The sequence below is a fragment of the Rothia sp. 27098_8_161 genome (assembly GCF_041432905.1).
In the GTDB taxonomy this organism is placed as follows: Bacteria; Actinomycetota; Actinomycetes; order Actinomycetales; family Micrococcaceae; genus Rothia.
In genome coordinates, this window is sequence record NZ_JAPWAL010000003.1 from 60482 (window position 1) to 82681 (window position 22200).

Here is a 22200-nt window from a genome sequence, read left to right on the forward strand (position 1 = left end):
ACTATGCCATCACCAAAGACGTACCCGGCAACACGTGCTGCAGTGTTGGATTGCTGCGAAGACGGACAGCATGAAGAAATTCACCACCGCTGCGAAGAACTCTTCCAAGCCCTCGTTCACGCGAGTCTGCGCACCCACTTCGATCGCCTCAGCGCCGAAGAAACCCTCTACCTGGTGACCGGCGACGGCGAGCGCGTACAGATTTCTCCCGAAATGTACGGACCCCTCACCTCCGTAGCGCGCGCATTCGCCGACCGTAAGGATGTCTGCGTGGTACGCCAGGACCGCCTGATGACCACACAGGAGGCGGCAGACTACCTGGGCGTATCTCGCCCGACCGTTGTTCGCCTGCTGGAGCGCGGAGATATTCCGTTCGAGCGCATTAATACGCACCGTCGCGTTGCTTTTGATGACCTCGAACGTTACCGCCTTAAGCACGAATACGTGAACCGCCGCGTTCGCTAAACCCGTATCTGGTCAATCACTGTCTGACCAATCACTCTGATGAGACAGCACGGTTCAGCCGGCACAGTTCAGACAGTATGGTTGAGCTGAATAGCGCGGTTGAGGAATAGCAGCATCTGCTGAACAATCTCGAGGCTAAAACAGCGCGAATCCCCGTGTTCGGCATCCGGAACCAGCACCAATTCGGTAGGTACCTGCCGCGTGCGCAGCGCCTGATACATCCGCACCGATTGCTGGTACGGCACACACGAATCACTGATACCGTGCACGAGCATGAGGGCAGTGGCACCGCCGCTCACTCCCTGTGCGGAGGCACCGTCGACCTTTTCCACTTGTTTCTGGGGGCGTACCGCATCAATAGGATGCGCGCGTTCCCAGTTCTTTTGGGTACGCTCGATGCAGACCCCTGGAACCGCCCGCTCACCCCTGGAAACGTCGATAGTAGACGCATCTGTGGGCACCGGGTAGGTGCTTCCCAGCAGTCGCCACTCGGCGCCATCGTCCTCGGGATGATCGAGGGCGTAGCCAGCCAGAGGGCGATCGGTGAAGATGGTCCTCAAATCGCTGACCCCGTAAAACGAAGCTGCCGCCCTCACCTGTGAACTATGGGACGGGTAGGCGCTCGCCGCCCTGCCTTCAAAATATTCGTCCTGCTCGGATGAGCTCGCAGAACCCCCAAATACAGAGTCACCGGCGGCGGAATCTCCCGTATGCGCAACCATCATGCTCAGGTGCCCGCCGGCGCTTCCACCTGCCACCGCAATGCGCTGCGGGTCGATACCGAACTCGTGCGCGTTGGCGCGGAAGAAACGCACCGCCTCCTTCACATCGTGCAGGGCGCCGGGGAAGAGCGCCTGATGCGAATACCGGTAGTTGATGGACGCAACCGCCCAGCCTGCCTGCTGAAAAGCGGCGCGCATGAGCGCCTGGGCATTGGGCTGCTTCCCGGAGGGGGTGCGCAGGATAGTGTCGCGTAGGGCCTGGTTGGTGCCGAAGCGCCAGGCGCCACCGTGGATCCACACGAGCAACGGCGTGGGGGAAGAAGTCACGGCAGTTGAAGTTTCAGCAGCCGTGGGGAAAAAATCGTAGGCGAACGCCTCGCGAGTTACCGGGGACTGCGCACCGTAGTCGGGTAGCGAGTGGGCATCGTAAAAGCCCGCCTCGCGGTAAAAACCGGAGCGGTACTCGGTACTCTCAACGGTCGGCACACCCTCAGCAGGTAGTGCGCCCTCAGCGTTCAGTGCGCGCTCAATCTTCGGCGCGCTCTCAGAGTTCAACATAAATCAGCGCCGCGTTAGGGAACCAGTACAATCTTGCCGCGGGTGCGACCCGTTGCCACCAGGGCGTGAGCCTGCGCTGCCTGCGAAAAATTAAGCACCTGATCCACGTGCACCTTCAATAGACCCAAGGACATGAGGCGGGCAATCTCCTGCATCTGCGTGCGGTCCGGGTGAACCGTCAGCCACTGCGCCTCGAAGCCGCGCTCACGCGCAACATCCAGAGGGTCGGGGCTGGTCAGGGTGACAATACGGCCGCCAGGAACCAGCACCTCAAGCGAATCAAGGAAGGTCTGCTGACCGGTGGAATTGAGTACCACGTCCATGGTCTGACCCAGTACGGCACGGAAATCCTCGGTGCGGTAATCAATGGGCTGGGCACCCAACGAGTGCACAAACTCGTGGTTCGCCGCGGAGGCGGTCGCAAAAACCTGAGCGCCCGCCTGCGCCGCCAACTGAACGGCGAGGTGACCGACGCCTCCGGCACCGGCGTGAATGAGCACGCGCTCACCTTCCTTCAACCGCGCCACCTCGAAGATCGCCTGGTATGCGGTCAGCGCCGCCAGGGGAGCGCCACCCAATTGTGCGCAGGGAACATCGGCGGGCACCTTCACCAACTGATGCGCCGGGGCGAGAACATACTCGGCGTACGCACCGGCGGGGGAGGGGAAAGAAACAAGACCAAATACGCCGTCGCCCACCTTAAAACCCGTGTAGTCGCCGGCGGTAGCAACCACGGTGCCGGCAACATCCCAGCCGGGCACGAAGGGCTTGTACGACGGGTCTGCCAGCTGAGCGGCGGGACCCAAGCCCTTGCGAGTGGTCAGATCAATCGGGTTGACACCGGCGGCAACCGTCTTGATGAGCACGTGACCGCGCACCGGGGAGGGGATAGGCACGTTTGCTTCGTGCAGAACGCTTTCGTCACCCCATTCGGTGAGCTGAATCTGGCGCATGGTGGTCATCGGGTTACCTCCGCTGTCGTGGCTTGAAGCCGTGCTGATGTGCCTGGTGTGCGCGTTTCCCCATTCTCTCAAGGTGGTTAGCGTTGCCACAACAGGCAGGTGGGTAGTGTCCATTCTCTGAGGTTTAAGAGGGAGCTACCCGGCATGGCCGTTAAATAAAAATAAAAAGGAGCCGATACCCGAACGATACGCCTCGGATACCGGCTCCCGTGTTCCCTCTCGAATAAGAACATCGTGCCCCTGAAAGGATTCGAACCTTCGACCCCCAGTACCGGAAACTGGTGCTCTAATCCGCTGAGCTACAGAGGCAACCCATCTATGGTATCAGATAAGCACTAGATAAAACGGTCAGGCACCTGCCAAGGCTTGCTAGAATAGTTTGTTATGACTCCTGAAGAACTCTCCGAAGCTATTGCGCTTGCCCTTGAAGAAACCATTTCCTCCGGCCAGCTGACCCTTGTGGAGGGCGCTGAACTGCCCGCCGTCCGAGTGGAGCGCCCCAAGTCCCGCGAACATGGTGACTGGGCAACCAACGTCGCTCTGCAGCTCGCTAAGAAGGTGGGCAAGAACCCGCGTGAGGCAGCAGCTCTTCTGGCAGAGAAGATTGGCGCCATCGCCGGTGTTGCATCTGTAGATATTGCTGGCCCCGGCTTCCTGAACATCACCCTGGACGCCGCAGCTGCTGGTGAGCTCGCCGCCACGATCGTTGAGGCTGGCGAAGCATACGGCCGCAGCGACAAGTTCGCCGGTAAGACCATCAACCTTGAGTTTGTCTCTGCGAACCCCACCGGCCCCATCCACCTGGGTGGTACCCGCTGGGCTGCCGTCGGTGATGCGCTCGCCCGCGTCCTTGAGGCTGAGGGCGCTAACGTCGTGCGCGAATACTACTTCAATGACCACGGCACCCAGATTGACCGTTTCGTGCGCTCCCTGATTGCCGCGGCCCGCGGTGAGGAGACCCCCGAGGACGGATACGCTGGCGCCTACATTGTTGATATTAAGGACCAGATTCTGGCTCAGCGCCCCGACGCGCTTGAGACTGAGAACCCCGAAGAAATCTTCCGCGAAATCGGTACTCACTTGATGTTCGATCAGATCAAGGAGTCCCTGGCGGCATTCGGCACCCACTTCGACGTGTTCTTCCATGAGAACTCCGTATTTGAAGGCGGCAAGGTGGACGCCCTGCTCGACACCATGCGCGAGAACGGTCAGCTCTTCCAGGCTGACGGCGCATGGTGGATGCGCACCACCGACTACGGTGACGACAAGGACCGCGTGGTCATTAAGTCTGACGGCAACCACGCCTACGTGGCGGGCGATATCGCCTACTACCAGGACAAGATGACCCGTGCAGAAAACCCCGCCGATGTGGCGATTTACATGCTTGGTGCTGACCACAACGGCTACGTGGGCCGTCTGAAGGCTATCGCACAGATTCTTGGCTACCGTGCCGACCAGATTGAGGTCATGATCGGTCAGCTGGTGAACCTGGTCAAGGACGGCAAGCCCGTCCGTATGTCCAAGCGTGCCGGCACTGTGGTCACCCTCGAGGACCTGGTCGAAGCCGTTGGCGTTGACGCGGCCCGCTACGAGCTGACCCGCTACTCGGTGGACACCCCCATCGACATTGACCTGGGCTTGCTGACTTCCAAGAGCAATGAGAACCCGGTCTACTACGTGCAGTACGCTCACGCACGTACCGCCGCTGTGGCACGTAACGCTGCAGAGGCTGGCGTGAAGGTTGAGGACGGCGTGGACACCTCCCTGCTCGACTCGGCTGCTGACGGTGAGCTGCTGGCTGTACTCGGTCAGTTCCCCGCTGCTGTGCGTGATGCCGCGAAGTTCTACGAGCCGCACCGCGTGAATCGCTACCTGGAGCAGCTCGCTTCGGCGTATCACAGCTGGTACGGTGTCTCCCGCGTCGCCCCCAAGGCTGATGAAGAGGTCACCGATTTGCACCGTACCCGCCTGCTGCTGAACAATGCAGCACAGCAGGTGCTGGCTAATGGTCTGAACCTGCTGGGTGTGAGCGCACCCGAGCGCATGTAATACTCTCGTTTCAACCCCCGATCCGGTGCCACCGGGGCGGGGGTTGAGCGTATGCCTGCAAAGATAGCTAAGAAAGAGACACGATGAGCGAAGCCCGCGCCCTCTACGCCCCCGAATGGCTCACCTACCCCGAGCACCCTGAGGCCCTGTCTCGTACCATTTGGACTGATTCTTTCACCCGCAATGAGCAGGGTGAACTCTGCATTGACGGCGTGACCGTCAGCGATCTGGTTGCTGAGCATGAAACCCCGCAGTACGTCTTCTCTGAAACGACTTTCCGCGCCCGCGCCCGCGCCTACCGCACCGCTTTTGAGCAGGCTTTCGCGGCGCACGGTGCGCAGGTGAGCGTCTACTATGCCGGTAAGTCTTTCCTATCCACGGCGGTGGCATGCTGGGCGACTGAGGAGGGGCTGTGCCTGGATACCGCCTCCGGTGGTGAGCTGGCGCTGGCTCTGCGTGCACAGGTGCCCGGGGTAAATATCGCCCTGCACGGCAATAACAAGTCGGAAGCTGAGATTGCCCGCGCAATCCGTACCGGCCTGGGTCGCGTGGTGGCTGATTCGGTGGACGAGCTCAAGCTCATTGAGCGTGTGTACGCAGAGCTTGCCGCCGAGCGTGTGGCTGAGGGCGAGGAGCCTTACGCCCCCGTTCCGGTGCTGATTCGCATTACTCCCGGCGTGCATGCCTCGACTCATGAGTCCATTGCGACCGCGCACGAGGACCAGAAGTTCGGCATGTCCCTGCAGCCTGGCACCGCCGCGCTTGCCGGTTTGGATGAAGAGGAATTGGAGTACTGGGGTGTTGAGGCGACTGATTCTTACGCAGTGCTGGCAGCCGCGATTTTGAACGCGACCGATTCCCTGGATTTCCGCGGTATTCACTGCCATATTGGTTCGCAGATTTTTGAGGCGGAGGGCTTCGAGCAGGCGGCTACTACCGCCCTGGAGTTCATGAACCGCCTCAACCGTGACCTGGGTGTGACCCTGCCGGAGCTGGACCTGGGCGGCGGCTACGGCATCGGCTACACTGAGGCGGATCACCCTCGCTCCATTACCGAGGTGACCGAGTCGATTGCCTCTTCCGTTGCGGCAACCTGCGAGCGTTTGGGTATGGCGATTCCGCACATGTCTTTCGAGCCGGGTCGTTCTATTTCTGGTCCTTCGGGTGCGACCCTGTATGCGGTGGGCACCATTAAGAACGTGAGCATTGAGGATGAGAACGGTGAGATTCGCGTGCGCCGCTATATTTCGGTGGACGGCGGTATGAGTGATAACGCCCGCCCAGTGCTGTACGAATCGGATTATTCTGTGACCTTGGCGAATCGTGCCCCAGCGGGGGAGCAGGTGCTCTCTCGCGTGGTGGGTAAGCATTGCGAGTCTGGCGATGTGGTGGTTCGTTACTGCTACCTGCCTGCTGACCTGCAGGCTGGGGATATTCTGGCGGTTCCGGCGACCGGCGCGTACTGCTATGTGCTGGGTTCGAACTATAACTTCTTTACTCGTCCGCCGGTGATTGCGACCGCGCAGGGTCAGCCTTCGCGCGTGATGATTCGCCGTCAGCATGAGGAGGATATGTTGGCGCTGGATATGGGTTCGGATATCTAGAGCCCTTAGCTCAGAACCCCATAACCCAAGAGCCTCAGAAACCGTGAAGATTCCGTCTCTGCAATGCGCGCTGTGAGGTGGCGATTGCGGGTGGGGTCTTCACGGTTTTGTGTGTTCAAAACTTTGCAGAAAATAAGGCTACCTCATAACTGTGAGGGATACCTCATCTCAGAGAATAAAAGTCGCACCTTGAGGCTGCTGAGCTGTCCCCGGCTCTTGATAAAGTGGTTGTTGAGTGCGTGCTCTGCGCCGCATCCACGCCGTAGCCCGAAGAGATACCGGGGTGAACCCGGAACAGACCGTAGAAAGAGACTATCGTGGCTGAAAAGATCAAAGTAGCACTGCTTGGTGCCGGTAATGTCGGTTCCCAGGCTGCTCGCATCCTGGTCGAGGATAACGCCATCCTTGAAAAGCGCATTGGCGCGCCTGTGGAATTGATCGGTATTGCTGTGCGCGATACTAATGCATCCCGCCACTGGAACGCGGACCCCTCGCTGTACACCACTGACGCTGAATCTCTGATTGATGCAGCTGATGTAGTGATTGAGCTGACCGGTGGTATTGAGCCGGCTCGCACTCGTATTCTGCGTGCTCTGGAGGCTGGTAAGTCGGTGGTCTCCGGTAACAAGGCACTGCTGGCTAAGCACGGAGTGGAGCTGCAGGCGGCCGCTGATAAGTCCGGTGCTCAGCTTTCCTACGAGGCTGCTGTTGCGGGCGCTATCCCGATTCTGCGCCCCCTGCGCGACTCCCTGGCTGGTGACCGTGTGACCCGCGTTCTGGGCATTATGAACGGCACCACCAACTACATTCTTGACCAGATGGACACCACCGGCGCGTCCTTCGCGGATGCACTGGCTGAGGCTCAGAAACTAGGCTACGCGGAAGCTGACCCTACTGCTGATGTTGAGGGCCACGATGCTGCGTCGAAGGCTGCGATTGTTGCTTCGCTGGCGTTCCACTCGACTTTCACTATTGATGATGTGCACACCGAGGGCATCACCTCCATCACCGCTGATGATGTTGCTGCCGCGGATGCTGACGGTTACGTCATCAAGCTGCTGGTTATTTGTGAACGTGAGGGCGCGGACGGCGCAAATATTCGCGTGAACCCGACCCTGATTCCTCGTCAGCACCCACTGGCGGGCGTGCACGGTGCGTTCAACGCTGTGTTCGTTGAGGCAGAGAACGCCGGCGAGCTGATGTTCTACGGTCCCGGCGCGGGTGGCGCTCCGACTGCTTCGGCTGTTCTGGGTGACTTCGTGTCCCTGGCTCGTCGTCTGGTGCTGGGTGGCCCCGGTGTTCCGGAGACTTCTCACGCTCAGCTGCACGCAACCAGCCTGGATAACGTGGTGTCTCGCTACTCGGTGGGTGTTCTGGTAGAGGACCGCTTGGGTGTTCTGGCGAACATTACCCGCATCCTGACTGAGCATGGTATTTCTATTGATTCTCTGCGTCAGTCCGCTCCGAAGGGGGGTGCGGCTCAGATTCGTATGGTGACTCACTCGGCCAAGGATTCCGATTTGCGTCGTGCGATTGCTGTGATTGACGCTCTGGATACTGTGTGTGAGGTGAACTCGGTCATCCGTGTGGAGTCCGAGAAACACTAAGCGTCGAGAATTACTCAGCGCGAACTGATGTGTGGCAAGTGCTGCTCACTAAACGTGCGATGCTTGCGTGTAGAAGCATCGCTGACGAACTAACCCGCGTACCCGCTACCGCGCCGGACCTTGCAAGGTCCGGCGGGCGGGGCGCCAAGATTGAAGGAGAACCCAATGGCACACGTGTGGCAGGGCGTTATCAATGAGTACCGTGACCGTCTGCCTTTCGCAGACGATGTGAAGGCTGTGACCCTGGGTGAGGGTGGTACCCCGCTGATTCACGCGCCGGCACTGTCTGCTGAGACCGGTAACACCGTTTACCTGAAGTTTGAGGGTATGAACCCGACCGGTTCGTTCAAAGACCGAGGTATGACCAGCGCGATGACCGCCGCTAAGCGTGACGGTGCGAAGGCTGTTGTGTGTGCTTCGACCGGTAACACTTCGGCGTCGGCTGCAGCGTACGCTCTGCAGGCTGGTATGCGCTGCGCAGTGCTGGTTCCGGACGGCAAGATTTCGATGGGTAAGCTGTCTCAGGCTATTGCTCACGGTGCTGACATCATTCAGATTGACGGCAACTTCGATAACTGCTTGGAGATTGCTCGCAAGCTCAGCGAGAATTACCCGGTGTTCCTGGTGAACTCGGTCAACCCTTACCGTATTGAGGGTCAGAAGACCGGTTCGTTTGAGGTTGTTGACACCCTGGGTGACGCTCCTGATTATCACCTGTTGCCGGTGGGTAACGCGGGTAACATCACCGCGTACTGGAAGGGTTACAAGGAGTACTCGGAGCCTTACACCAACCGTGACGGTAAGGTTTTGGAGCCGGTTGCGACCAAGCGTCCGATTATGTGGGGTTTCCAGGCTGCTGGTGCTGCACCGATTGTTGCTGGTCACCCAATTGAGGCACCGGAGACCATTGCGACCGCGATTCGTATCGGTAACCCCGCATCGTGGGAGAAAGCTGAAGCTGCTCGTGACGAGTCTGGCGGCGTGATTGAGGCTGTCACCGATGAGGAGATTCTGGAGGCTCACCGCTGGTTGTCTGCCCGCGAGGGTGTCTTCGTGGAGCCGGCCTCGGCTGCCGGTGTTGCGGGTCTGCTGAAGAAGCACCGCGCAGGTGAAGCTCCCGAGGGTAAGACCATTGTGATTACCGTGACTGGTCACGGTCTGAAGGACCCGCAGTGGGCTCTTGAGGCTGTTAACGGTGTGAAGGTTGAGCCGACTAAGGCTCCCTTCGACGTGGTTGCTGTGGCAGATATTCTTGATTTGAACTAGTCTGTTCATATTACGATGTGCACTCCGTCCCGTGTTTGCGGGGCGGGGTGCACCTGCATGACAGCCCCTTTTTTTGTATCTTTCACTTATTCACTCATTACGTCACCGATCGCGAGGTTCTTCTCATGTCTTCCCTGCATATTTCTGATATTCCGGTGGGCGCGTCCGTTAAGGTTCGCGTTCCCGCTACGAGCGCTAACCTGGGGCCCGGCTATGACAGTATGGGTTTGGGTCTTGGCTTCTATGATGAGCTGGTTGTTGAGCGTATTGAGTCCGGCCTGGAGTTTGAGCTCAGCGGTGAGGGTAGCGCGGAGGTTCCTCGCGATGAGAGCCACCTGGTTTTGCAGGCGATGAAGGCTGGTTTTACTGCGGCTGGTTTGGATGAACTGCCCCCGGTGAAGCTGATTGCTGATAATAAGATTCCGCATTCTCGCGGTATGGGTTCTTCGGCATCGGCTATTGTGGCGGGTGTAGCTGCGGCAAGCGGCCTGCTGCCGGAAGAGCACCGTCTGAGCCGTGATCAGATGCTGCAGGTTGCCTCCGATATGGAGGGCCACCCGGATAACGTGGCTCCGGCGATTTACGGCAACCTGTCGGTGTCCTGGGGTGAGATGGGCAACTGGAAGTCCGTGATTATTCCGGTGCATCCTGATGTTCATCCTGTGGTGGCTGTGCCTGATTATGAGGTGTCGACGAAGCTTGCCCGTTCGCTGATTCCTGCGCAGATGCCCCACGTTGAGGCGGTGGCGAACTCGGCTCGTGCGGCGCTGCTGGTGCGTACCCTCTCCGATACTCCCGAGTACCTGATGGATGCGACCGTGGATTACCTGCATCAGGGGTACCGCGTAACTGCGATGGAGCCATCGGCTACGCTGGTTTCGTACCTGCGCGGTCAGGGTTTTGCGGCGGTTATTTCTGGTGCTGGCCCAACGGTTTTGACCTTTGCGCACGGTGACGAGCAGGTGCGACAGGTTCAGGAAGCGATTGCTGAGTTTGCGGCGACTCACCCTTGTAGCGCTATTGTGGATCGCCGCCTGAACTGGCGGGTTCTTCCCCTTGAAATTGATACTGAAGGTGTTATAGTTACTCAGTAGGACGTTATTAGTTCGTCCTATATTGAGGTTCGCCCGTCGTTCAATGTAGACCGTCGATACTATCCTTCGTAACGTACTTCCGTTTCCCCTGATGCCTCAGATGCTTTTTGTATCTGGGCGGGAACCGGCAAGGTTCGGGGGAATGCCTGTGGGATTCACGTCTTTCTTTATTCCTGACGCATAGGGAAGACTTTTCTGAGGGTTCGGTTTCGCGGCGGGTGCCCTTTCAAAGTGACCAATCCATCCTCTTCATCTCGTGTAGATGGTTTGTATAGATGATGGTTTGGGCTTACCCACATTTGTGATAGAGCGCCTTATCTTCCGTGTGTGCTCGCTGTGTCTGAATCAGCGGGTACGGTAAGAGACGCGAACCGCCTCCAGCGCGGTTCGAGGGAGTCGAAGGTGCAGACTGCTGTTTTCTTTCAGCAGTGTCTAAACCTTTGACCGCGCTATAGCGCCCGCCCGATCTTTATTCTGAAGATTTTCAGGGCTTATAACCAAAGGAATTGTAGTTGGCAAAGAATATTGTTGTCACCGATGAGTACGGTACGGCAGCTGCCGCACCGGAACTTGCAAACTTGAAGGTCGCGCAGCTGCGTGTCCTCGCCCAGCAGCTTGGCATCCGCGGCTATCTGAAGTTGAAGAAGGCTGAACTGGTTCAGGCTCTTGAGGAGCATCAGCGTGGTGGTGCCGTAGCCGCTCCTGTTGCGCCCAAGTCCGAAGCACCTAAGTCTGAAGCGCCCGCTAAAGCTGCTGAATCTGTACAGGCTCCCGCTGCTGAGAAAGCTGAAGAATCTAAGCCTCGCCGTACTCGCCGCACTCGCGCCCAGAAGGACGCCGAGGCTAAGGTGGCTGAGAAGACCGAAAACACTGAGGGCGCTGAAGCCCCCGCTGAGGGTGCTGAGAAGGCTGAAAAGTCTGAGAAGCGTACCCGTTCCTCCCGTTACGAGACTCCCGCTCAGAAGCGTGCGCGCGTTCGCCGTGCCGCTGAGGGTGAGGATACATCGGCTGAGAAATCCGAGAAGGCGGAGAAGCGTACCCGCCGCACCCGCACCCGTAAGGATGAGAATCCCGCTGAGGTTCCTCCGCTGGATGTGCGCGCTGAGCTGGCCGCTGAGCGTATTGGTGAGCGCTCGGAGCAGATTGACCTGTCTGGTAACTCTGCTGAGCTGAAGGCTACTACCGCTGACGGCACCGCGAGCCTGGACAGTCTGAACGCTGCCCTGGACATGACTTTTGGTACCCCCGACGGTGAGAAGAGCTCGAAGCGTACCCGCACTCGTGAGCGTCGTCGCGATCAGGATGGTGAGCGTATCGAGCGTCGCACTAAGCGTGAGCGTAGCGTAGAGCGTGTAGAGCGCAATACTGAGCGTAGTGAACGTGCCGAGCGTAAGGCTGCTGAGCGTGCAGAGCGCGCCGAGCGTCCTGAGCGCCGTTCCAAGCGTGACCGTCAGGCTGAGCGTGCTGAGAAGCAGGCTCGCCGCCGCGAGGAGAACGAGCCTCGCCTGAGCGAAGACGATGTGCTGGCACCGATTTCGGGTGTTCTGGACATTCTCGATAACTACGCTTTCGTGCGTACCACCGGCTACCTGCCCGGCACCAACGACGTGTATGTCTCCCTGGCTCAGGTGAAGAAGTACAACCTGCGTAAGGGTGACCATGTGCTCGGCGCGATTCGCGTGCCGCGCGAGGGTGAGTCGAATAACCGCCAGCGCTTTAACGCGCTGGTTCAGGTTGAGGCGATTAACGGTCAGAGCGTTGAGGAAGCAGCGAACCGCCGCGTCTTCTCGAAGCTGACTCCGCTGTACCCCAAGGAGCGTCTGCGCCTGGAGACCACCCCGAAGAAGCTGGGCACCCGCGTGGTGGACCTGGTGTCCCCGATTGGTAAGGGCCAGCGTGGTCTGATTGTGTCCCCGCCGAAGGCCGGTAAGACCCTAATGCTGCAGTCCATTGCGAACGCAATTACCGTGAACAACCCGGACGTGTACCTGATGATGGTCCTGGTAGACGAGCGTCCTGAAGAAGTGACCGATATGCAGCGCACCGTTAAGGGTGAGGTTATTGCCTCGACCTTCGACCGCCCGGCTGAGGATCACACTACTGTGGCTGAGCTGGCTATTGAGCGTGCGAAGCGTATGGTGGAGCTCGGCTACGATGTGGTAGTGCTGCTGGACTCCATGACGCGCCTGGGCCGTGCATACAACCTGGCGGCTCCCGCATCCGGTCGTATCCTGTCCGGTGGTGTGGATTCTGCAGCGCTGTACCCGCCGAAGAAGTTCTTCGGTGCTGCCCGCAACATTGAAGAGGGTGGCTCGCTGACCATCCTGGCTACCGCCCTGGTTGAGACCGGCTCGAAGATGGATGAAGTGATCTTCGAAGAGTTCAAGGGTACCGGTAACATGGAGCTGCGCCTGTCCCGTCAGCTGGCGGATAAGCGTATCTTCCCGGCGGTTGATATTAACGCTTCTGGTACTCGCCGCGAGGAGAATCTGCTCTCCCCGGATGAGATTAAGATTATGTGGGGTCTGCGCCGTGCCCTGGCGGGCATGGAACCCGAGCAGGCTCTGGGTGTTCTGACCAACCAGCTGCGTAAGACTGAAAGCAACGTGGAGTTTCTTCTGACGGTTCAGAAGAACGGTCTGCGTCTGGTCGACTAAGGCTCGTACCTCACGCGCCCCGCCTCCAGATTGTGGGTGGGGCGCGTGAGACGTTCGTTTTGTGCATCCCCGTTGTGAGGGGTGCGAGATGTCTAGTGCCTGCCCGTGCGGCGTAAAGTGCGGGAGATGGAAGAGAGAACAGAATGTTTGAATCTATTCAGGTTCTGCTGGATGAGCATGCTGACCTGCAGAATCAGCTGGCCGACCCCGCTGTGCAGGCGAACCAGGGTAAGGCACGCCGTGTGGGCCGCCGTTACGCGGAGCTAACCGGTATCGTGACTGCGTACAACAAGTACACTTCGCTGAAGGACGACCTTGAGGCTGCCCGCGAGATGGCTGATGAGGATCCGGATTTTGCGGCGGAGATTCCCGGTCTGGAGGAGGAGCTGGAGGTTGCTCAGGAGAAGCTGCGCCGCCTGCTGATTCCGCGTGACCCGGATGATGGCCGTAACGTCATTCTTGAGGTGAAGGCTGGTGCCGGTGGTGACGAAGCGGCTCTGTTCGCTGGTGACCTGCTGCGCATGTACATGCGTTATGCGGAGAACAAGGGCTGGAAGACTGAGATTATTTCTTCGACTAGCACCGATGTTGGCGGCTACAAGGACGCTCAGATTGCTATTAAGGGCTCCTCGAATGAGCCTGCTGAGGGTGTGTGGGCACACCTGAAGTATGAGGGTGGCGTGCACCGTGTACAGCGTGTTCCGGCGACCGAGTCTCAGGGCCGTATTCATACTTCTGCGGCTGGTGTTCTGGTGTTCCCCGAGGTGGATGAGCCCGAGGAAATCGAGATTAACCAGAACGACCTGAAGATTGATGTGTACCGTTCGTCGGGCCCCGGTGGTCAGTCGGTGAACACCACTGACTCGGCGGTGCGTATTACTCACCTTCCGACCGGTATTGTAGTGGCGATGCAGAATGAGAAGTCTCAGCTGCAGAACCGTGAAGCTGCGATGCGCGTTCTGCGTGCGCGCCTGTTGGCTCACCAGCAGGAGCAGATTGATGCTGAGAACGCGGCACATCGTGCTTCGCAGGTGCGTACTATGGACCGTTCGGAGCGTATCCGTACGTACAACTTCCCGGAGAACCGCATTGCGGATCACCGCACCGGCTACAAGGCGTACAACCTTGATGCCGTACTGAATGGTGACCTGGAACCTGTGGTTCAGTCCGCTATTGAGATGGATGAGGCGCACCGCCTCGCTCAGGTGGGCCAGGAACAGAAGTAACCCTGTACAGAAGTAGTTCTGTGCAGAAGTAGATTCTGTATATAGGCTCTTGCCGATTCGCTGAATCGATGTGAGATGTTGGTGAGGGGCTCGCCGCTACGGCGGTGGAGCCCCTTAGCCATATGCTGTGACAGGTTTTGAACCGTTGAGAGACGAGAAGGAGAGCTCATGAAGGTGAATGTGTACGACCCGCGTGGGGAAGAACTCGCTCAGGTACTCACGCGCGCCACCGCGGTACTGGCGCAGGTGCCCAGCCCCCGAGTGGATGCTGAGCTACTCGCCGCATACCTGCTCTATGACGGCTCACGCTCGCGCCTCCAGCACGCTGCGCTGATGGGGGAAAGGCTCACTCCCGACCAGGTCGCAGAGTACGAGGCGCTGGTCGCCCGCCGCGCCTGCCGCGAACCGCTGCAACACATCACCGGCTCCGCTCCCTTCTACCGCCTAGAGCTGTCGGTCGGACCGGGCGTGTTCGTACCCCGCCCCGAGACCGAACTACTCGTCGAAGAAGCCCTCAAAGTGCTAAGCGCACGCACCGATTCGGCAACTGGTGCGCTGCGCATCGTCGACCTGTGTACCGGATCCGGCGCTATCGCCGCGGCAATCAAGAGCGAACTGCCGAACGCCCAGGTGTTCGCGGTGGAACTCTCCGAAGATGCCATCGCCTACACCCGTAAAAACCTGGAGCCGCTCGGTGTGCACCTGGTACAGGGGAACGCTCTCACCGCCCTGCCCGAACTTGCCGGAACCTTCAAAGCGGTACTTTCGAACCCTCCGTACATTCCGCCGGCGAACGTACCTGCCGACCCGGAAGCCGCCCTGCACGACCCGGACATGGCGCTGTACGGTGGGGGAGAGGACGGCATGCAGATACCCTCCGCGATTGCCGCCCGCGCCTTCGAGCTTCTTACACCCGGCGGTCTGTTCATCATGGAGCACGACGACACCCAGGAAGAAGCCGTCGCCGAACTGTTGGCGCGCGTCGGCTTTGAGGGGTGCTACTCGGTGCGTGACCTGAATAATCGTCCGCGTCATAGCGTCGGTTATAAACCGCACCCACTAGAACCTTTAGACTAGTAAATGCACCACCTAGCCCGTACCGGGCTGCATGAAGGTAACGCGTCCCCCCTCGGTAACCAGCTCAGAGCCAGTGAAATATGGCGAACCCCCGGAAGATTGCTTCCACATGGCGCGTTGTGGGTGCCGGTGTCTCGCCGCACCAAGAAAAACATGAGAGAATAAGACCCGTGACTGCAAAGCTGTACCCCGTAACGACTGAAACTGAGACCCGCGAGGCCATCGAGGCTGCCCGCGAGGCGCTGAAGGCACACGACACGATTGTGATGCCCACCGATACCGTCTACGGTATTGCCGCAGATGCTTTCTCGCATCAGGGCGTTGCCAAGCTGCTGGCAGATAAGGGCCGCGACCGCACCATGCCGCCGCCTGTGCTGATCTTTGATCTTGCTGCGCTCGCTGGCGTGGTCGACGACGTTCCGGATGATATTTATGACCTGGGTGGTCGATTCTGGCCCGGTGCGCTGACTATTATTCTTCACTCGTACCCGTCGCTGAGCTGGGACTTGGGTGAGACCCGCGGTACCGTTGCCGTACGTGTTCCCGATGATGAGTTCGCCCTGAAGCTACTGACTGAACACGGTCCGCTGGCGGTTTCGAGCGCAAACAAGACCGGTCAGGAAGCCGCACTGGACGCGCAGACCGCCTTGGAGTCCCTGGGTGAGGACGTTGCCGTGGTGATTGACGGTGGCGCTCGTCCTAAGCCGCTTGAATCTGAGCCGAATGAGGACGGCGTGGTTGTGGTGACTGAGCGTGAGCCGGCACCGTCCACGATTCTGGATTGCACCTCCTTCCCCTACGTGGTGGTTCGTGAGGGTGCAATTCCGGTGGAGGAATTGCGCGAAGTTGTTCCGACCATCCTGACTCGTGCGGAGGCTGACGAGCAGGCGGCTCGTAAGGCTGAGGAAGCTGGGTCTGCGTCGTCTGAGTCGACTTCTTCTGAGCGTGCTCTGGATGAGCAGGCTGACCTGGATGAGGCGTACGAGCAGTGGGACAGCACTCACACTGTGAGCGGTGAGCCTGCTCGTCGCGCTTCGGCACCGGCTGCCGGCTCTGTTGCTGCATCCCTGATGGGCGCTACTTCGGCGCTGTCTTCTGCATTCAGCACCAGCGTGGATCAGGAGCGTTCGCGTGGATACCGTGACAACACTCCGAAGCCGGTTCGTGCGGATGAGCCGCAGACTCACACGGTTCCTGCTGATACTGCTCGCGCGTTGGTCTTTGGTGAGTCGAAGATTGAGACTGCCACACAGGGTGAGGCTAAGCCAGCAGAAACCAAGACTGAAGCTGCTAGGACCGAGTCTGAGGCAAAGACCGAGCAGAAGGACATGCCGGAGAATCAGCTCTAAACTTCTGCACGTTGTAGAGCTCGGAGTGTAAGAATTCGGAGCATAAAACATATAGGGAACCCCCGATATATCAATCAGATATATCGGGGTTCCCTATACGTTATGAGCCCTCTAGGCTGTGTGCCTCAGCTGTGTACCTCTAGGAGAGCACACGTGCTACCTAGTTCTTGTCGAAGCGGCGGTCCTTCTTCTTGCCCAGCGCGGTGTGGGCGTTGCGCAGTACTTCACGTACGCGCGGGGTGGGCAGAAGGTTGTTGTCGCGTGCCCAGGAATCGTCGATGCCCTGGCCGAACCACATGACCTCGACCTTGCGCACGGAACCAGCGAACTTGTCGTTCATCAGCTCGGAAACGGTGTAGCCTGCCTTGACGGCTGCGAGGCAGAGCCATTCGGGCAGGCGGTGCGGGTGGCGGCGACCAGCATCCACGGATGCGGAGGCGACGGTTGCGCCTTCCCAAGGCTGCAACACGATGGTGGGCAGCTTACCGGGGAAGGTGCCGAGCATGACCACGAATTCTGCGAGGGCATGAACGCTAGAGACCGGAGACTTGCCGGTGCCTGCACCCGCAACGGACGCCAAGGGGGAGGACGCCATCTTGGCGAAGAGCTCGGTGGTGCGTCGGCCGCGGCCCTGCACGCTAGTTGCGCGCAGGATGCACAGTTCAGGTGCGCTGTCGGGGTGCTCTTCGAGGAAGTAGTCCTGCAGATCGAGCAGTGCTTCTTCACCGAGTGCCTTGGAGAAGGAGTAGGCGCTAAATGGGTTGGTCTCTTCGGAATCATCCAGCACGAGCCGCGGGCCCTGTACCGCTGCGGAGGAGAGGTGGATGACGCGGCGTACGCCGGTGCGCTGTGCAGCGATTGCAATCACGGCGGGAAGCAGGGCGTTTGCGCCGATGAGCGGGGGCAGATCTTGCATATTGGGTGCTGCGAGGCCCGCTGCGTTGACGACGACCTGCGCGCCCGCGAAGGCTTCTGCGAGGGAGTCGATGATGCCTTCAAGCTGGTCTGCTTCGTCGATGATGCTGTCTACGTCAAGGGCTCGGGTTGCGAGTCGAGGTGCCTCAATGGGGTCGACGCTGATACCTTCTGTGTTCAGACGCGCGACGATGGAGGAACCAACGAAGCCGCTGGCACCAATGACTTTCCACTTGGATTCGGACATCTCTTTTACCTCTCACGAGCCCGCGAACGTTGCGGGGAAAAATGGGGTTATTTCAACTTTCCCATATTTGAACAGTTTATGGGGAATCTGTGGGGTTTTATTCGGTCTCTGGTCGTTTTTTCGCACGGGGTGCACAGCGCAAACACAGGCTGTGAAACTGATAGCTTGATGGATACTCAAAAGTGGGTGTGCGGGTACGTCCGCTATGCGGATAAATCAACTGAATTTGGTTGTTTATTTGTTATATAGGGCATCTTTTGGGATGACGGTTCACTCTCTAGTGGAGAGCACGGGTAAAATGTTTTCTTTGAGTGATATATCCACACGATTGAATGCCGTGGGCGCGAGAAACACCAGAAGCGCCCAGCATGGGATGGCTTATCGCGTACCGGCTGATTCAGGCGCATCGCGCCGCGGAGGGAGAACTTATGGCAGAGAAGTACAGCAACATGACCGCTTTTGCCCAGCCTTCTTCCGAACAGTCTTCTTCTCATGATTCTTTGAAGGAATATCCCCGCACGGTTGCCGTGGTGGTGACCTATAACCGTGAGGACCTGCTGCCGAAGACTCTCGCTGGTATCGCTTCTGGTGAGCGCGTACCTGCGGCGGTGGTGATTGTTGATAACGCTTCCACGGACGGTACTGCCGAGTATCTGCGGGCCCTGGATTATGAGCTGCCGGTGGACTGCATCCGCTTGGAGAGCAATATGGGCGGTGCTGGTGGTTTCGCAGTGGGTATTGACCGCGCCCTGGAACGCCATAACCCAGACCTGGTATGGGTTATGGACGATGACACCGAGCCGACCGAGAACACCCTGTCGGAGGCGGTTGCCGCTTGGCTGAACTATTCGCCGGTGCCTTCGCAGCGCCCCGCGGTGGTGGCATCTCGTGTGGTGTGGACGAACGGTGAGGACCACCCGATGAATACTCCGCGCACCATGTTTGCGGCAGGGGAGCAGCGTCATGCTCGTGCGCAGGCGGTGGGGGCCCGCCCGATTCGTAGCGCCTCGTTCGTGTCGATTCTGATGGATGCGCAGGCTATTCGCCGTAACGGTGGTTTGCCGATTGCTGAGTTCTTCATTTGGAATGATGACTTCGAGTTTTCGACTCGTCTGATTCATCACCGTGACGGCATTGCAGTGCCTTCCTCGGTGGCTAAGCACCACACGAAGACTTTTGGTACGACGAACGCTGACCCGGGTCCGCGTTTCTATAACGATGTGCGTAATAAGCTGTGGGTCTTTACCCGCTCGCGTACCCTAAACCCGCTGGAGAAGCTGCTCTATGGTGGCTCGTCGGCGCGTTTGTGGATTTCTACTGTTCTGCGTACTGATGATCGCCGCACCTACCTGGGGTATTTCCTCAATGGTGTGCGTGATGGTTTGCGTGCGCCTCGCCCGAATGCTCAGGTGCTTGAGGGCGTTTATCCGCTGACTTTCCCCGGCCGATACGGCGTGCCGGCTACTGTTAGCGCCATTGACTCTGAGAAGGCGCGTGGTTGCGTGAGCTCTGTCCCTGATTTTTCGGTGCTGATGAGCCTGTATGCGAAAGAGAACCCCGCTTACTTGGATCAAGCGTTAGAGTCGAATCTGCTGAACCAGACAGTGCGTCCTTCTGAGCTGGTTTTGGTGAAGGACGGCCCGCTGACCCGCGAGCTGGATGCCGTGGTGGACCGCTGGGTTCAGCGCGCTGAGAATCTGGATTGCCCGCCGATTCAGGTGGTGGAGCTGGCTCAGAATGTTGGTTTGGCGGAGGCGCTGAACGCCGGTCTGCAGGCGTGTTCCTGTGAGCTGGTGGCTCGTGCTGATTCTGATGACCTGTCTGAGCCGACTCGTTTTGCGCGTCTAATTCCTGCCCTGGTGCAGGGCGGCTACACGGTGCTGGGCTCTGCCATGCTTGAGGTGAATGAGAGCAATACTGCGGTGGAGTCGACCCGCGAGGCGATTATTGATTCTGAGCGTCTGCTCAGCGCGATGGACTCGCGCAACCCGATTTATCACCCGTCTGTGGCGTTCGTGAAGAGCGCCGTGCAGCAGCTGGGCGGTTACGAGTTTGTACCCGGCGCTGAGGACTGGTGGCTGTGGATGCGTCTGCGCGATGCCGGCTACCGTCTGGGCAATATCTCCGATGCGCTGGTGCGTTACCGTGCGGGTGCGGGCGCGTACACGAAGCGCGGGGGAGTGGACGCCTGGTTGCAGGATGTGGCGATTCAGCGTCGACTGTACACCGGCCACGGTATTTCTAAGCTTCAGTGGGCTCAGAACATGGCGGTGCGTAGTGTGTACCGTTTTGTTCCTGAGCAGGTGCGCCGTTCGGCGTTTCGTGCGTTGTCGTCTTTGACGGCTCGTGCTTCTTCTCGTTCTTCTGGTACCGCATCTGAAGGAGGCATGTAGTGGCTCAGTTGAAACCTCACGCTCATGTGCTGATGCGGAAGGCTGCTCAGCGCGGCACGATGGTGACGGAGGGTGACTCTGGCACGATGCTGGTGAACCGCCTGTATGAGCGTAAGCCGTGGTGGCTGATTGCGCAGGCGCTGCTTGATTCGAGCGCCTGGGTTTTGTCGGTTTTGTTCGCCTACATGCTCCGCTATAGTGTGTTGCTCAGTAACGGCTCGGTGTTCGATATTATTCACCCGGCGTCATTGACGATGACCGCTACGTTGGCTATGGTGTTGCACCTGGCTGTTGGCTTGGCGGGCGTAAAGATTTATAACGGCGTGTATTCGTACGGTTCGTTTGACGAGTCGTGGCGTGCCGGTGCGGCTGCTTTGAGTGCGGGCGCTGCGTTGACTGCTTTCTCCTTTGTGGATGAGCTGCTGGGTCTGCCGCATATTCCGCATAGTGTGCCTGCGATTGCGGGTGCGTTTTCGCTGATTATGATGGCTGGTGCCCGTATGGCGAAGCGTGTGTACACTGAGCGCGGTGCTGTGCGCGAGCTGACTGGTGAGCCCGTGATTGTGTACGGTGCCGGTTTTATTGGCGGCATGGTCATGGATTCGATGCTGCATGATGAGGAGGCGAAGCTTCGCCCGATTGCTGTCTTTGATGATGACCAGCTGAAGGCTGGTACCAAGTTCCATGGGATTTCGGTGATTACGACTTACCTCGAGTTGGAGCAGGTGATTCGTGAGTCGGGTACCCGTAAGATTCTGGTGACGATTTCGGATATGTCGGAGGATTACTTCGAGTCCTTCTGCAACCGCATGCGTAAGCTTAAGGTTGAGGTTCAGCGTATTAGTAGCGCGAATGCTCGCCTGATGGGTGAGCGTCTGATTACTGCGAGCGATAACGACCTGATGCGCGTGATTCGTGGCGAGATTAACTACGATATTGACCGCGATATTCTGCGTTCGTACTTGCACGGTAAGCGTGTGCTGGTCACGGGCGCAGGCGGCTCGATTGGTTCTGAGTTGTGCCGTCAGATTAGTGAGTTTAAACCTAAGACTCTCATGATGCTTGATCATGATGAGACTCTGCTGATGGAGACGAAGGTTTCGATTACTCACGAGTCGAGTCTGGATGATGACCGCATTATTCTGGCTGATATTCGTGAGGGTGATAACCTGCTGGAGATTTTCCGTGACCGTCGCCCCGAGGTGGTCTTCCACGCTGCGGCTTTGAAGCATGTGTCGGCGCTGGAGGCCTACCCGCAGGAGGCGTGGAAGACGAACTCCCTGGGCACTCTCAACGTGCTGCGTGCCTCGGAGGCGGTGGGCGTGAAGACCTTCGTAAACGTTTCGACCGATAAGGCTGCTGACCCGAAGACTGCGCTGGGCCAGTCCAAGCGTGTGGCGGAGCGTCTGACCGCGTACTTTGGCGAGAAGACCGGCAACACTTACGTGTCGGTTCGTTTCGGTAACGTGTTTGGTTCGCGCGGTTCGATTAAGCCGCTTTTTACGAAGCAGATCCTCTCAGGTGGTCCGATTACCCTGACGGATAAGCGCGCGACCCGTTACTTCATGCTGATTACCGATGCCTGCCTGCTGGTGATGCTTGCCGGTGCTATTGGTCGCCCGGGCGAGGTCATGGTGCTGGATATGGGTCAGCCGGTCAAGATTCTGGATGTTGCAAAGGCAATGCGCCAGGCGTATGAGCGGTATGACGTGGAGATCAAGGAGATAGGTCTTCGTAAGGGTGAGAAGCTAGATGAGGCTCTCTTCGGCGGTACCGAGAAGCTGGTACCCAGTGAGGAGAACCGGTATATTTCCCGGTCGAGTGCCCCGGCACTTAACCCTGATGAGCTCGATTATGAGCTGTGGATTCAGAACTATCGAGAGCACAGCGGCTATGAGCGTCATGGCCTGGAGCGTGCCCCGGATCCGCGTACTCTGGCGGATGCACAGACGTTCTAATCTTTACGGAATGACACCGGATGCTGTACTTGCATGGCGGGTGCGGTATCC

15 protein-coding genes and 1 tRNA gene are annotated in these 22200 nt (G+C 58.8%); 12 read left to right on the forward strand and 4 right to left on the reverse strand.

What is annotated here, in order from left to right:
• Window positions 1-3: 3 nt before the first annotated feature.
• Entirely contained in the window at window positions 4-465 is a 462-nt protein-coding gene (locus O3648_RS01865; RefSeq protein ID WP_279740493.1) for a helix-turn-helix domain-containing protein, read from the forward strand.
• A 68-nt stretch (window positions 466-533) separates the two neighbouring features.
• Here the strand turns inward: O3648_RS01865 and O3648_RS01870 are convergent, their stop codons facing one another.
• The 3 genes from O3648_RS01870 to O3648_RS01880 form a co-directional block, all read right to left on the reverse strand.
• A complete protein-coding gene (locus O3648_RS01870) occupies window positions 534-1745 on the reverse strand; it encodes an alpha/beta hydrolase fold domain-containing protein (protein ID WP_371568065.1) in 1212 nt (403 codons plus the stop codon).
• Between the two features lie 14 nt (window positions 1746-1759).
• A complete protein-coding gene (locus tag O3648_RS01875) occupies window positions 1760-2707 on the reverse strand; it encodes an NADP-dependent oxidoreductase (RefSeq protein ID WP_279754648.1) in 948 nt (315 codons plus the stop codon).
• Between the two features lie 235 nt (window positions 2708-2942).
• Window positions 2943-3016 (reverse strand) — tRNA-Arg (locus O3648_RS01880).
• Between the two features lie 75 nt (window positions 3017-3091).
• Here O3648_RS01880 and argS point away from each other — a divergent pair.
• The 9 genes from argS to O3648_RS01925 all read left to right on the forward strand — a co-directional run bounded on the left by argS (window position 3092) and on the right by O3648_RS01925 (window position 16636).
• Complete coding sequence (gene argS, locus O3648_RS01885; protein WP_279740499.1) at window positions 3092-4756, forward strand: arginine--tRNA ligase; 1665 nt, start codon at window positions 3092-3094, stop codon at window positions 4754-4756.
• Between the two features lie 83 nt (window positions 4757-4839).
• The gene (locus O3648_RS01890; RefSeq protein ID WP_371568068.1) at window positions 4840-6360 is read left to right on the forward strand and encodes a diaminopimelate decarboxylase; all 1521 of its coding nucleotides are present in this window, start codon (window positions 4840-4842) and stop codon (window positions 6358-6360) included.
• A gap of 317 nt (window positions 6361-6677) precedes the next feature.
• The gene (locus tag O3648_RS01895) at window positions 6678-7967 is read left to right on the forward strand and encodes a homoserine dehydrogenase (protein WP_371568070.1); all 1290 of its coding nucleotides are present in this window, start codon (window positions 6678-6680) and stop codon (window positions 7965-7967) included.
• A gap of 165 nt (window positions 7968-8132) precedes the next feature.
• Window positions 8133-9233 (forward strand): threonine synthase, encoded by a 1101-nt coding sequence (gene thrC, locus O3648_RS01900; protein ID WP_044150573.1) that lies wholly within the window; start codon window positions 8133-8135, stop codon window positions 9231-9233.
• A 125-nt stretch (window positions 9234-9358) separates the two neighbouring features.
• Window positions 9359-10327: a homoserine kinase gene (gene thrB, locus O3648_RS01905; RefSeq protein ID WP_279740504.1), complete on the forward strand. Its 969-nt coding sequence runs from the start codon at window positions 9359-9361 to the stop codon at window positions 10325-10327.
• Window positions 10328-10839: 512 nt separating this feature from the next.
• Window positions 10840-12984 carry a transcription termination factor Rho gene (gene rho, locus O3648_RS01910; RefSeq protein WP_279788707.1) on the forward strand — a complete coding sequence of 715 codons (2145 nt, stop codon included), beginning with the start codon at window positions 10840-10842 and terminating at the stop codon, window positions 12982-12984.
• A gap of 143 nt (window positions 12985-13127) precedes the next feature.
• On the forward strand, window positions 13128-14210 hold the full coding sequence (prfA, locus tag O3648_RS01915; protein WP_049337341.1) for a peptide chain release factor 1: 1083 nt from the start codon (window positions 13128-13130) through the stop codon (window positions 14208-14210).
• A 168-nt stretch (window positions 14211-14378) separates the two neighbouring features.
• Window positions 14379-15287: a peptide chain release factor N(5)-glutamine methyltransferase gene (gene prmC / locus O3648_RS01920; protein WP_371568074.1), complete on the forward strand. Its 909-nt coding sequence runs from the start codon at window positions 14379-14381 to the stop codon at window positions 15285-15287.
• A 170-nt stretch (window positions 15288-15457) separates the two neighbouring features.
• Window positions 15458-16636, forward strand: a complete 1179-nt coding sequence (locus tag O3648_RS01925; protein ID WP_371568076.1) for an L-threonylcarbamoyladenylate synthase — start codon at window positions 15458-15460, stop codon at window positions 16634-16636.
• A gap of 160 nt (window positions 16637-16796) precedes the next feature.
• On the opposite strand, the gene O3648_RS01930 is transcribed toward O3648_RS01925, so the two are convergent.
• Entirely contained in the window at window positions 16797-17798 is a 1002-nt protein-coding gene (locus O3648_RS01930) for an NAD(P)-dependent oxidoreductase (RefSeq protein ID WP_279740512.1), read from the reverse strand.
• 428 nt (window positions 17799-18226) lie between these two features.
• Here O3648_RS01930 and O3648_RS01935 point away from each other — a divergent pair, with 428 nt between their 5' ends.
• Complete coding sequence (locus tag O3648_RS01935) at window positions 18227-20191, forward strand: glycosyltransferase (protein WP_371568155.1); 1965 nt, start codon at window positions 18227-18229, stop codon at window positions 20189-20191.
• Window positions 20191-22149, forward strand: a complete 1959-nt coding sequence (locus tag O3648_RS01940; protein WP_371568079.1) for a polysaccharide biosynthesis protein — start codon at window positions 20191-20193, stop codon at window positions 22147-22149. The genes O3648_RS01935 and O3648_RS01940 overlap by 1 nt, the downstream gene beginning before the upstream one ends.
• Window positions 22150-22200: the final 51 nt, after the last annotated feature.